This window comes from Rahnella inusitata, assembly GCF_003263515.1.
In the GTDB taxonomy this organism is placed as follows: Bacteria; Pseudomonadota; Gammaproteobacteria; order Enterobacterales; family Enterobacteriaceae; genus Rahnella; species Rahnella inusitata.
In genome coordinates, this window is the sequence record NZ_JYDE01000031.1 from 1 (window position 1) to 11,694 (window position 11,694).

The window sequence follows — 11,694 nt, forward strand, 5'->3', positions numbered from 1 at the left end:
TTCGCAGGGGGAGGACCAGGGCTGCATCATTTACTTAAATTTCTTATGGTTCTCATTCCTGGTCGCCTTAAATCCTTCAGCTTCTTTCTTCGCTTCATCCACTTTGCCCGCTTTAGCTAAAGCGGCAGCCGAATCGATCTGGCCAATCAGCGTATCCAGCCCTTTGTGGTAGTCCTTCATCTCAGGGCTGTCCGGCGCTTTGCCTTTCAGCTTCGGTGGGGTCGCTTTCTTCGCATCTTCCGCTGCTGCTTTCATGTTCGCCAGACCGGTGGTCAGTTCCGCCTGATCGTTGGTTTTCAACACTTTGCCGTAGTTATCGGCAATCGTGTCCATGTCTGTTTCTAAATCTGCCGCCAGTGCGACCGTACTGCTTCCTAATAAAGCCACTACGGCTAACGCCATCAGATGTTTACGCATAAGGGAGTCTCTCTATTGTTATAAATTTGTTATTTAAAACGACATTGCTTGTAAGGCTTTATAAAAATAGGCTGAGAAGGGGCAAAGTGGAACGACTTTTTTTGTAAAGAGGCGTGATAGGCGAGGAAAAAAGTAAGCAGCGATCGGGCGACCGCTGCTTCGGGAGATTATTCGCCGGCGATTTTCATCGACGGGAGCAATACAGAACCACACTGGATGTTGCTGCGGGTTTCGATATCGCTGCCGATGGCGACCATATCGCGCCACATGTCTTTCAGGTTACCGGCGATGGTGATTTCACTTACCGGATACTGGATTTCACCGTTCTCGACCCAGAAACCTGCCGCACCGCGGGAGTAGTCGCCGGTAACGCCGCTGACGCCCTGCCCCATCAGTTCCGTCACCACCAGACCTTTGTCCAGCTTACGCAACATGCCGGCGAAGTCGTCACCCTGACCGGCGATGCGCCAGTTGTGGATGCCGCCTGCGTGCCCCGTGGTTTGCAGACCGAGTTTGCGCGCGGAATAGCAGGTCATCAGCCAGGTTTGCAGCACGCCCGCTTTAACGATGTCACGACGCTGGGTGCGTACACCTTCGCTGTCGAACGGCGTCGAGGCCAGCCCCTGCAACAGGTGCGGATGTTCTTCGATGGTCAGCCACTCGGGCAGGATCTGTTCGCCAAGGCTGTCGAGCAGGAAGGAAGATTTACGGTAAATGCTGCCGCCGCTGATCGCACCAACCAGATGGCCGAACAGGCCGGTCGCCACTTCGGCAGCGAACAGCACCGGTGCGTGCATGGTCGGTAATTTACGCGGTGCCAGACGCGACAACGTGCGGCGTGCGCACTCTGCGCCAACCCATTCCGGGTCTTTCAGATCGCTCATTTTACGGGCAATGGAATACGCGTAATCGCGCTCCATGTTGCCTTCGTGCTCGGCGATGACTGAGGCGGAGATCGAGTGGCGCGTCGAGCAATAACTTTGCAGCATGCCGTGGCTGTTGCCAAAGACGCGAATGCCGTAATGGCTATTGAAGCTGCCGCCTTCGGTGTTAGTGATGCGTTTGTCGGCTTTCAGCGCGGCCTGTTCAGCGCGCGCCGCCAGCTCAATGCTGCGATCCGGATCCAGCTCTTCCGGATGGAATAAATCCAGATCCGGCGCGTCGAACGCCAGCATCTCTTTATCCGCAACGCCTGCGAAGGGATCCGGCGAGGTGTAACGGGCAATGTCCAGCGCGGCCTGCACGGTGCGGGAAATCGCGTCCGGGCTTAAATCTGTGGAAGACGCGCTGCCTTTGCGGTTTTGATAGTAAACGGTGATGCCCAGCGCGCCGTCGCTGTTGAATTCAACGTTCTCGACTTCACCAAAACGTGTACTGACGCCGATACCGGTGGTTTTGCTGACCGCCACTTCCGCGGCGTCTGAACCCGCTTTCGCCAGTTCTAATGCCTGAGATACGGCCTGTTCGAGGGTTTTACGCTGCTGCGCAACTTGATTCACTACGTTCATCGGCATGCCATCGCTTATGAGATAAAAGGGATTGTTCTACACTGAAACACAGATACTTATACTTTTGAGTCTAACAGAGACTCGCCATAATTTCGCATGGCGTGCGGCGTTGTTAAGACCGAAGTTGCAACAGAATAGCCATCTCTGTGGCATAATGCCGCCGAAGCAATAAAGCACAATCAAACTGACAGGATTACCTCGATAAGAGGAAGCGCCCATGACAAAGAAAATTGACGACTGGCTCGATGACGTTCCCGAGAATAATGAGAACGAAGAAGATGATGAGATCATCTGGGTCAGTAAAAGTGAAATCAAACGTGACGCCGAGGCGCTGAAAGATCTCGGTGCAGAAATGGTGGATCTGGGTAAAAACTCACTCGATAAACTGCCGCTGGATGAAGATCTGCGTGCGGCCATCGATTTAGCTCAGAAAATCAAAAAAGAAGGCCGTCGCCGCCAGTTACAGCTGATCGGTAAAATGCTGCGTTCGCGCGATGTGGAGCCGATTGAAACCGCGCTCGACAAGCTCAAAAACCGCCACAACCAGCAGGTTTCGCTGTTCCATAAACTGGAAATGCTGCGTGACCGTCTGGTCGAAGAAGGCGATGAAGCGGTGCCAACGGTGCTGGAGTTATATCCGGAAGCCGACCGCCAGCAGCTGCGTGCATTAATCCGCAACGCACAGAAAGAGAAAGCGACCAACAAACCGCCGAAATCTTACCGCCAGATTTTCCAGTATCTGCGCGAACTGGCTCAGGCCCAGGAATAAAAAACAAAACCCGCTGAAAGGCGGGTTTTTTGTTTTCAGCCTTTCGCTTTCGCGACAGGTTTCTCCAGCAGGTTCAGACGCAACTCGCCTTCCAGCTCTTCTTCTGCCTCTTCAAACAGCAAAATCAGTGCGCCGAAACGCCGCTTACGGCTGGCAGTCAGATTGATAAAATCTATCTCCACCGGCAGCGCAATACCGCCCGTGACTTCATCCCAAAGTGCATCCAGATTCGCGCCAAAGCTTTCTGTCAGTGCAAACTGACGGACAAACTCGGCATAGAATGCCGGTAAATCCGGGATGTGATTAAAATCGAAGCTCACTTTATTCATCGACATTACTCCACCCGAACAAAATTCTGATAATGGTCACGGCTGACATAAATCAGCCCGTCGCTGGCGAACAGCACGCGGTCAGCGCCGCGACGTCCGCAGCGATAGTTGATATCCGCCTCACGCCAGACCCGTTTGTACGCTGTCGGTAAACGCCCTTCCCGGTTCGAGAAACGGTCGCCGCCGATGGCTTTTCCCGGCAGCACGTCGCAAAGATTACCGGAACGTGCATCCCAGCCCGCTTCCCGCGCTTTTTTCTTGGTGATGTAGTTGTCAGGCAACCGGTGATTCTGGCGTAAATAGCTGACTACCGTTTTCTCATCGGTGCCCGAGACGATGGTGCCAGAGTTGTATGTCGTTTTCGCGACAACCTGCCCGGCGACGCCGGACAGCCCCAGAATCACGGCGGCGACCATCATCAGCGTGCGTGAACGCAGCCCGTTAAATACCTTCATTGACGTCCTTTGTGCATAGCCGGAAATGATGTGTTCCTCTTTATTGTTTCCTAAAATCCGCTTTCTGAAAAGGTGACTTATAGATTTCCTAAATGTAACGTTTTTACCTGCAAATACTCTTCCAGCCCCAGCACCGACCCTTCGCGCCCCAGACCGGACTCTTTCACCCCACCAAACGGCGCGGCTTCGTTGGAAATCGCGCATTCGTTCACGCCGATCATGCCGCTTTCAATCGCGTCCGCGACGCGGAAAACGCGTTGCAGGTTCTGGCTGTAGAAATAGGCTGCCAGCCCGAACGGAGTATCATTGGCGCGCTGAATAACTTCCTCTTCCGTTTTGAAACGGAAACAGGCCGCCAGCGGGCCAAAGGTTTCTTCGTGGGCGACTTTCATATCGTCGGTGGCATCGGCAATCACCGTCGGCTGGAAGAAGTTGCCGCCGAGCTTGTGACGCTCGCCGCCTTCCATCAGTCGTCCGCCTTTCTCCAGCGCATCTTTGACGTGATCTTCTACTTTCTCCAGCCCTTTGATGTCGATCAGCGGCCCGACAATCACGCCGTCATCCATGCCGTTGCCGACTTTCAGCTTGCGGACTTCTTCCACCAGACGGGAAACGAACGCATCGTAAACGCCGTCCTGCACGTAGATGCGGTTGATGCACACGCAGACCTGTCCGGTGTTACGGAATTTACAGGTGATCGCGCCTTTGACGGCGGCTTCGAGATCGGCATCGTCAAACACGATATACGGCGCGTTGCCGCCGAGCTCCATCGACACTTTTTTCATGGTGTCGGCGCTGTTACGCACCAGCGTTTTGCCCACTTCGGTCGACCCCGTGAAGGAGACTTTGCGCACTTTGTCGCTGGCCATGATGGCGTCACTGATAGCATGCGTATCACCGGCCACGCCGTTTATCACACCATCAGGCACACCGGCGTCTTTTGCCAGCTGTAACAGCGCGAAGGCCGAAAGCGGCGTGTTATTGGCCGGTTTGATGAGGCCGGTACAACCCGCCGCCAGCGCCGGGCCGAGTTTGCGGGTCAGCATCGCCAGCGGGAAATTCCACGGTGTGATTGCCGCGACCACGCCGACGGGTTCACGGGTGGCAAAAATGCGGGAACCGGCCTTTGCTGGCGGAATAATTTCGCCGTTCGCGCGCTTAGCTTCTTCGCTGAACCATTGCAGATAGCTGGCGGCGTAATCGACTTCGCCCAGCGCCTCTTTCAGCGGTTTGCCCTGCTCCGCCACCATCAGCTCGCCGAGAAACTGTTTGTTCTCCAGCATCAGCTCATACCAGCGGTGCAAAATTTCAGAACGTGCTTTGGCAGTGGTTTTGCGCCACGCCGGGAAGGCATCGCTGGCCGCTTTGATCGCCGCTTCGGTTTCCGCTTTCCCGGCTTTGGCGACTTTTGCCACCACGTCGCCGGTGGCCGGATCCAGCACATCAAACGTGGTTTTGGCTTCATGCCATTTACCGCCGGTGAAATAACCGGTCTTAAATAAAGGATGTTCGGACAGTTTCATAGAGTGGGCAGACATGTAAATCCTCCTGACGTATGCCGTTTAAAGCAGTGAATAGAAATAAGTATAGCGGCTCAGGAGGAAGCGTCTCTCAGACAGCACTGAGAGACACAGCTCGCAAAGTGGAATGTCACACGTTCACAACCGCAAAGCCGGTGAGTAAACTGAGTTATCACGGTCTTAATAATTAAGGAAAAGGGATGTCGACACGCGTAAAAATGAATATCGGCGAGCTGTATACGGACATGGGCGAAGGGCTGCCGGAAGAGCGCCGCGCAGGGAAAGAACGGGTGTACGATTACAACCTCACCCGCCCCTCGGAAGAGGAAAAGCGCCAGCGGATGCTGAAAGACATGATGGGCAGCATCGGCGAGAACGGCTGGATTGAACCGCCGCTGCGCGTGGCCTACGGCACGCATACGCACATCGGCAAGAACTTCTATGCCAACTTCAATCTCACGCTGGTAGATGACGCCACGGTCACCATCGGCGATAACGTGATGATTGCGCCGAACGTGACCCTCGCCACCGCCGGGCATCCCATCGATCCGGAAATCCGCATCACCGGGCAACAGTTCTCCCTGCCAATTGTGATTGAAGATAACGTCTGGCTGGGTGCGGGCGTAATGGTGAATCCGGGCGTAACGATTGGTCGTAACAGCGTGATTGGCGCAGGCAGCGTGGTCACAAAATCTATCCCGGCGAATGTAGTCGCGGCAGGCGTCCCGTGCCGCGTTATGCGGGTCATCGGGCCGCAAGATCGCGAAGCCTTCCCGACGTAAAAGAGAACGAAAAAGGCCGGTGCTTTTCAGCATCGGCCCTGCTTTTGATTGACTCAGGCGACGAACGAATGCTGATAACGGTGCAGCATGTCGGTCAGGCGCCGCACCGGTTCGGTGACTTTCAGCGGCGCGTCGTATTCCACCAGTTTTTCCTGATACTCCCCGAGCTCACTCAGCAAGCGCTGATAATAATACGTCCGCTTTCCTTCGCCCGAGGCTGACACTACGTGGTCAGCCGTATTACGGATTTTCTTATGGAAGGCCGACAGTTCGTCGTTCACCGGCACTTCCGCCAGCTTCATCCGCTGATGCGCGATTATCAGCATCAGCGCCAGGCGGTATTTACCGATGTCGTTCGGGAACATCACCAGCAGCTGATTCAACTGATGGTATAACGCAGGCAGATGGTTCTCGCGGCGGCGATAGGCTTTGGTGGTCAGCGCGGAAACGGCGCTGCTCATAAAGCGGTTAAGCAGCGTGCGGCCCGTTTTCTCCCGCGATTTATCACGCACCACCAGCAGCACCACCATTGCAATCACCGTACCGATCGCCTGACCGGTGACGTTATCCAGAAACGACGTCACGTTGAATTTCATCGGGTTACTCAGAACCAGAATATTGATGGTCCCCGCCAGCAGCCCAAGCATACCGAGGCGGCGCTTGGTCACTTCAATACCGATGAAGAAGGTGAAAATCCCCAGAGACAGACACAGCAGGAACAGGCTTTGCTGCGTCGCGGGCATGATCAGCATAAACATCATCGACCCCACCGGGATCGCCAGCAGCATACCGACGATAAAGTCCATCGCCATGCCTTTCGGGTTAGGCGTGCGCATCGCCAGCGAGGTCACGACGGCGATAATCACCACGCAGCCGCTGCCCGACGTCCAGCCGGTCCACAGCCACATCAGGCAGCCGATGGCGGTCGCGGTAAAGGTGCGCAGGCCGTTAATCAGCGCATGATGGCGCTCCGCCGAAGCAGGTCGCACCACCACTTCGCTGTCCAGCACGCTGCTTTCAATACTGCTGATGCTGCTATTAGTGTGAACGCCTTTCATCAGCAACAGCGCACGGGTAGCCGCTCCGGCCCAGGCGCTGATGGTCATCAGGACGTTATCACTGTGCGAACCGGTAATGGTCTGGCGCAGCAGTTTCAGCCGGCGGTGTACATCCGCGATGGTTTCCGCGGGTTCATCGAACATCGCCTTCAATTCCGGAGACAATCTTTCCGGCGTGTTTTGCAGGATCAGATAGGTTTCGCAGGCCTGCGTAATCATGCTCAGCGAGGTGCTGTGCAGCGCTTTCAGACGCCGGTTGCAGCGCTGCCAGCGTGATGATTCCATCATCAGACTGCTGCGCATGCCGTTGAGCGCCGTGGTGCTTTTCACCAGATTATTCCACGATTTATCAATATCTTCCTTTGACGCGTTGTTCACGCAAATCCGCATCAGCGCGAACTGATCGAGCAACAGCTGACTGACGGCGCGGTCGATATCTTTTTTGATAGAACGGGGAGAAAACAACAGATCAGCGACGATCGCACAACAAATCCCGAGGACGATTTCACTGCAACGCTCTACCGCAAACTGCGGCGTTTGCAGCGGCGTGGCGGCGGACGTGACGACGATAATCAGCGCGGTGTAACCGGCCAGACCGAGCGCATAGGAGTTTTCGACGCGAACCAGCGAAGACCACCAGGTGCAGACGCCCGCCCAGATACAGCACAGGAGCAGCATCACCACCGGTGCGCGCGCCGTGGCGATCACGATCACCAGTGCGGCCAGACAGCCGATAAAAGTGCCGATAACGCGCAGAAAACCACGGTGGCGGATGGCACCGGCAAACGGCTCGCCACCGGCCGCCAGCGCAGGGCCGGAGGTCACGATGGCGGCGGTCATGGCCGACCAGCGCGGGGTTTCGAGTTGCAGATAGAACCCGAGCACCAGCGCGCCGAGGATCGCGAACGTCAGCTTAAACGCAAAACGGACACGGGGAATAAGTACGCTATTCATCTTCCGGCCTTAGCCAAATTCTCTCAGGCGGTGTAACAGACGACGGAACGGCGAGCCGTCAGTTTGCTTACGATCGTGACTGCCGGTAATAACAACGGTCGCCGTAGTGCCTGCCGGATACGGATGCAGCTGATCGGCATCATCAAGGACAATTTTGACCGGCACACGCTGCGCCAGACGTACCCATTCGAGGTTGCTGTCGATAGTCGCCAGCCCGTTGGTTGCCGCAGAGGATGAACTGTTGGTTACCGCGGCCGCCACGCTGTCGACCGTGCCGTGCATGATGCGATTGCTGCCAAGCGGCGTGATTTCCACGCGGTCACCTTTGCTCAGGCCGGACAGTTTCGTTTCTTCCAGATAGGCAAGAATATAGAAGGAGTTTTTCTTCACCAGCGCGACGGCGGTCGAGCCGCGGTTGATGTAGTTACCCGGATGCACGGTGAGGTTAGTCACCCAACCATCGGCAGGGGCAACAACCACGGTGCGCTGGAGATCAAGCACCGCCAGATCGCGCGCAGCCTGGGCTTTCGCCAGCTGATGTTGTGCAGTTTGCAGCACGTTGTTCGCCTGGTCGATCTCTTCCTGCGACATCGCCTGCACACCCAGTTTCACACGACGTCCGGCTTCGCGTTTTTTCTCAGCGGCCAGCGCCTGATAGTACGCGACGTCAGCACTCGCTTCGTCCAGCGCCTGCTGATAACGCGGCTGATCGATTTTGAACAGCACTTGCCCCTTCTTCACCAGCTGGTTATCAATGACCGGCACATCGGTGATAAGACCGGTGACGTCGGGTGCGATGGATACCACGTCAGCGGTAAATTTGGCATCACGGGTCCACGGTGATTCAGTGTAGAACGCCCAGGCTTTGAAGATTGCGATGACAGCCAGAACGACAAGAATCAGCGTAATTAGATAACGTATTATTTTTATAGAGAAATTTTTCACAACGCCCTCAGACGAACATGCAGGAGATCAGGTAGAAAAGACAGCAGTACAAAGCTGTGTTGAACAACGCCGGGTGCCAGACAAAGTCGTAAATTCCCGTAGGCTGCAAAACGCGCCGCAGCAGGAAAAACACCACCAGCGCCAGCAGTATTTCAAAGAACACCGGGGGAAACGACAATCCGAAAATCACCATTACCGGAAGCAAACTCATCAAAAATTCCTTACATTATGACGACGGGCAGTATGACGGCAGAAATGCTGGTTAATCCCGCGCGCACATTATTCATTATTTTAGGCAACAGCTCACAAACCCGGAGAAATAATTCACGGGAGGCAGAGATGGAAACTGTGGGGTTGCCAGGGAAGTGTGCGAAGGTAAGTAATCAGGATAACTGAAACCTGAGGTTTATCGCCCGGAAGGGTATATTAGCCTGCTTATTATCAAGGGATCAACGTTATGTGATCTAAATCACTTTTAAGCCAGAGTTAACAATGGACCGATTAAAACGCATGTCAATTTTCGCTCAGGTTGTGGAGAGCGGCTCATTTACCGCCGCGGCGCGACGCCTTGATATGAGCGTTTCCGCCATCAGCCAGACGATCTCAAAGCTTGAAAATGAGTTACAAATCAAATTATTAAACCGAAGCACCCGCAGTATCGGCCTGACCGAAGCCGGAAAAATTTATTATCAGGGCTGCCGGAAAATGCTTCATGACGTGCGTGAAGTGCATGAGCAATTATACGCCTTCAACAACACACCCACCGGGACGTTACGCATCGGCAGCTCATCAACAATGGCACAAAATGTTCTTGCTGCGATGACCGCCGAAATGCTCAGTGAATACCCCGGCCTGACCGTCAATCTGGTCACCGGCATCCCGGCGCCGGATCTGATCGCCGACGGCTTAGACGTAGTCATCCGCGTCGGGGCGTTACAGGACTCGAGTCTGTTCTCCACGCGACTCGGTTCGATGCCGATGGTGGTGTGCGCCGCCCGCAGTTATCTGGCTCAGCACGGCACGCCGGAAAAACCGGCGGACATGGTGAATTTCTCATGGCTGGAGTACAGCGTCCGTCCGGACAGTGAATTTGAACTCATCGCCCCCGAAGGTATCACCACCCGTATCAATCCGCAGGGACGCTTCGTCACCAACGATTCGCAGACGATGATCCGCTGGCTGAAAGCAGGCGTCGGCATCGCCTACGTACCGCTGATGTGGATTATCGAAGAGATTAACGCCGGAGACGTGGAGATTCTGTTTCGCAGCTATCAGTCGGATCCGCGCCCGGTTTACGCGCTGTACACCGAAAAAGACAAACTGCCGCTGAAAGTGCAGGTCTGCATTAACTATCTGACGGATTACTTCAAACAGGTCGGCAAGGTATATCAGGGCTACCGGCAGGGGAAGAAGGGGATGCCGTGGGAGTGATGTCTGGAAAAAACACACCAAAATCCCACCTAACCTCCCCTTATCAAAGGGGAGGGATAAAAACAAAAAGAGTAGAGATTACGCCGTGCCACCCACCGTCAGATTATCCAGCTTGAGGGTCGGCTGGCCGACGCCGACCGGCAGGCTCTGGCCTTCTTTGCCGCATACACCGACACCTTTATCGAGCGCCAGATCGTTACCGACCATCGAAATCTGCTGCATCGCTTCGATACCGGAACCGATAAGCGTCGCGCCCTTAACGGGTTTGGTGATGCGACCCTTTTCAATCAAATAGGCTTCGGACGTGGAGAACACGAATTTGCCGGAGGTGATGTCCACCTGACCGCCGCCGAAGTTCGGTGCATACAGACCATATTCGACGCTGCTGATGATGTCTTCCGGCGTGGATGTTCCCCCCAGCAGGTAGGTGTTGGTCATACGCGGCATAGGCAGATGCGCATAAGATTCACGACGGCCATTACCGGTCGGCGCAACGCCCATCAGGCGCGCATTCAGTTTGTCCTGCATGTAGCCTTTCAGCACACCGTTTTCGATCAGCACGTTGTACTGGCCCGGCACGCCTTCATCATCAATCGCCAGCGAGCCGCGCAGGCCGTGCATCGTACCGTCATCGACCACGGTACACAGTTCAGATGCCACCAGTTTGCCCATCTGACCGCTAAAGACCGACGTACCGCGACGGTTGAAATCGCCTTCCAGCCCGTGACCCACCGCTTCGTGCAATAAAACGCCCGGCCAGCCCGCGCCCAGTACCACCGGCATACCGCCAGCCGGTGCAGCAACCGCCGTCAGGTTCAGCAGCGCCATACGCACGGCGTCACGTGCAAAAGCTTCGGCGCGCACTTCACCGTTCACAGTTTCGAGGAAGTAATCATACCCGACGCGCGCACCGCCACCGCTGGAGCCGCGCTCACGGCGACCATCATGCTCGACCAGTACGCTGACGGACAGACGCACCAGCGGACGGATATCCGCCGCCAGCGTGCCGTCTGTCGCTGCGACCAGTACGGTTTCATAGACGCCGGTGATGCTGGCGCTGACTTCCTGCACGCGCTTATCGGCCGCGCGGGCAATTTTGTCCACGCGATGCAGAAGGTCAATTTTCGCTTCGCGCGACAGGCTTTGCAGCGGATCCAGCGCAGAGTACATAGATTTGTAGGCCACTTCGCCCAGCGTTCGCGTTTTTCCGTTGCCCTGTTCGCGGACAATACTGCGCGCCGCCGTGGCGCTTTGGTTCAGCGCATTCAGTGTTATCTGATCGGCGTAGGCAAAACCGGTTTTCTCGCCGCTGATGGCGCGCACGCCGACGCCCTGATCGATATTGTAAGACCCATCTTTGATGATGCTGTCTTCGATTACCCAGGCTTCATGGAAGCTGGACTGGAAAAAGAGATCGGCGTAATCGAGACGACGTTCTGACAACTGGCCCAAAACGGAAAACAGATCCTGATGACTCAGATTATTGGCAGTTAGTAACTGCTCACTGACTAAGGCCAGACTCATAG

At 55.4% G+C, this 11,694-nt stretch carries 12 protein-coding genes; 3 read left to right on the forward strand and 9 right to left on the reverse strand.

The window, feature by feature from the left end; translation table 11 throughout:
• Positions 1–30 precede the first annotated feature (30 nt).
• Together cybC and pmbA are read right to left on the reverse strand one after the other, a co-directional pair.
• Positions 31–417: a cytochrome b562 gene (gene cybC / locus TU92_RS16985; protein WP_112168371.1), complete on the reverse strand. Its 387-nt coding sequence runs from the start codon at positions 415–417 to the stop codon at positions 31–33.
• Between the two features lie 167 nt (positions 418–584).
• Positions 585–1,925, reverse strand: coding sequence for a metalloprotease PmbA (gene pmbA / locus TU92_RS16990; protein ID WP_112168372.1), 1,341 nt, complete (start codon positions 1,923–1,925; stop codon positions 585–587).
• A 217-nt stretch (positions 1,926–2,142) separates the two neighbouring features.
• On the opposite strand from pmbA, the gene yjgA reads away from it, so the two are divergent.
• The gene (gene yjgA / locus TU92_RS16995; RefSeq protein ID WP_112168373.1) at positions 2,143–2,694 is read left to right on the forward strand and encodes a ribosome biogenesis factor YjgA; all 552 of its coding nucleotides are present in this window, start codon (positions 2,143–2,145) and stop codon (positions 2,692–2,694) included.
• A gap of 35 nt (positions 2,695–2,729) precedes the next feature.
• Here the strand turns inward: yjgA and TU92_RS17000 are convergent, their stop codons facing one another.
• The 3 genes from TU92_RS17000 to TU92_RS17010 form a co-directional block, all read right to left on the reverse strand.
• A complete protein-coding gene (locus TU92_RS17000; protein ID WP_112168374.1) occupies positions 2,730–3,023 on the reverse strand; it encodes a barstar family protein in 294 nt (97 codons plus the stop codon).
• Positions 3,024–3,028: 5 nt separating this feature from the next.
• Positions 3,029–3,478 (reverse strand): ribonuclease domain-containing protein, encoded by a 450-nt coding sequence (locus TU92_RS17005; protein ID WP_112168375.1) that lies wholly within the window; start codon positions 3,476–3,478, stop codon positions 3,029–3,031.
• A 77-nt stretch (positions 3,479–3,555) separates the two neighbouring features.
• A complete protein-coding gene (locus TU92_RS17010; protein ID WP_112168376.1) occupies positions 3,556–5,016 on the reverse strand; it encodes an NAD-dependent succinate-semialdehyde dehydrogenase in 1,461 nt (486 codons plus the stop codon).
• 182 nt (positions 5,017–5,198) lie between these two features.
• Between TU92_RS17010 and TU92_RS17015 the strand changes: the two genes are divergently transcribed.
• On the forward strand, positions 5,199–5,780 hold the full coding sequence (locus TU92_RS17015; protein ID WP_112168377.1) for a maltose acetyltransferase domain-containing protein: 582 nt from the start codon (positions 5,199–5,201) through the stop codon (positions 5,778–5,780).
• Between the two features lie 53 nt (positions 5,781–5,833).
• On the opposite strand, the gene aaeB is transcribed toward TU92_RS17015, so the two are convergent.
• The 3 genes from aaeB to aaeX are packed head-to-tail and all read right to left on the reverse strand — an operon-like array spanning position 5,834 to position 8,948.
• On the reverse strand, positions 5,834–7,792 hold the full coding sequence (gene aaeB, locus TU92_RS17020; RefSeq protein WP_112168378.1) for a p-hydroxybenzoic acid efflux pump subunit AaeB: 1,959 nt from the start codon (positions 7,790–7,792) through the stop codon (positions 5,834–5,836).
• Between the two features lie 9 nt (positions 7,793–7,801).
• Entirely contained in the window at positions 7,802–8,737 is a 936-nt protein-coding gene (aaeA, locus tag TU92_RS17025; RefSeq protein WP_112168379.1) for a p-hydroxybenzoic acid efflux pump subunit AaeA, read from the reverse strand.
• Between the two features lie 7 nt (positions 8,738–8,744).
• Entirely contained in the window at positions 8,745–8,948 is a 204-nt protein-coding gene (gene aaeX, locus TU92_RS17030; protein ID WP_015698919.1) for a p-hydroxybenzoic acid efflux pump operon protein AaeX, read from the reverse strand.
• Between the two features lie 281 nt (positions 8,949–9,229).
• On the opposite strand from aaeX, the gene aaeR reads away from it, so the two are divergent.
• A complete protein-coding gene (gene aaeR, locus TU92_RS17035; RefSeq protein ID WP_112168380.1) occupies positions 9,230–10,168 on the forward strand; it encodes an HTH-type transcriptional activator AaeR in 939 nt (312 codons plus the stop codon).
• 78 nt (positions 10,169–10,246) lie between these two features.
• Here aaeR and tldD read toward each other — a convergent pair whose 3' ends face one another.
• Positions 10,247–11,692 carry a metalloprotease TldD gene (gene tldD, locus TU92_RS17040; protein WP_112168381.1) on the reverse strand — a complete coding sequence of 482 codons (1,446 nt, stop codon included), beginning with the start codon at positions 11,690–11,692 and terminating at the stop codon, positions 10,247–10,249.
• Positions 11,693–11,694: the final 2 nt, after the last annotated feature.

Excerpts from the sequence above, each read along its gene's own strand:
- tldD (WP_112168381.1), bottom strand. The coding sequence starts at position 11,692 with ATGAGTCTGGCCTTAGTCAGTGAGCAGTTACTAACTGCCAATAATCTG.
- TU92_RS17010 (WP_112168376.1), bottom strand. The coding sequence starts at position 5,016 with ATGTCTGCCCACTCTATGAAACTGTCCGAACATCCTTTATTTAAGACC.
- aaeR (WP_112168380.1), top strand. The coding sequence starts at position 9,230 with ATGGACCGATTAAAACGCATGTCAATTTTCGCTCAGGTTGTGGAGAGC.
- cybC (WP_112168371.1), bottom strand. The coding sequence starts at position 417 with ATGCGTAAACATCTGATGGCGTTAGCCGTAGTGGCTTTATTAGGAAGC.
- pmbA (WP_112168372.1), bottom strand. The coding sequence starts at position 1,925 with ATGAACGTAGTGAATCAAGTTGCGCAGCAGCGTAAAACCCTCGAACAG.
- TU92_RS17015 (WP_112168377.1), top strand. The coding sequence starts at position 5,199 with ATGTCGACACGCGTAAAAATGAATATCGGCGAGCTGTATACGGACATG.
- yjgA (WP_112168373.1), top strand. The coding sequence starts at position 2,143 with ATGACAAAGAAAATTGACGACTGGCTCGATGACGTTCCCGAGAATAAT.
- TU92_RS17005 (WP_112168375.1), bottom strand. The coding sequence starts at position 3,478 with ATGAAGGTATTTAACGGGCTGCGTTCACGCACGCTGATGATGGTCGCC.
- TU92_RS17000 (WP_112168374.1), bottom strand. The coding sequence starts at position 3,023 with ATGAATAAAGTGAGCTTCGATTTTAATCACATCCCGGATTTACCGGCA.
- aaeB (WP_112168378.1), bottom strand. The coding sequence starts at position 7,792 with ATGAATAGCGTACTTATTCCCCGTGTCCGTTTTGCGTTTAAGCTGACG.
- aaeX (WP_015698919.1), bottom strand. The coding sequence starts at position 8,948 with ATGAGTTTGCTTCCGGTAATGGTGATTTTCGGATTGTCGTTTCCCCCG.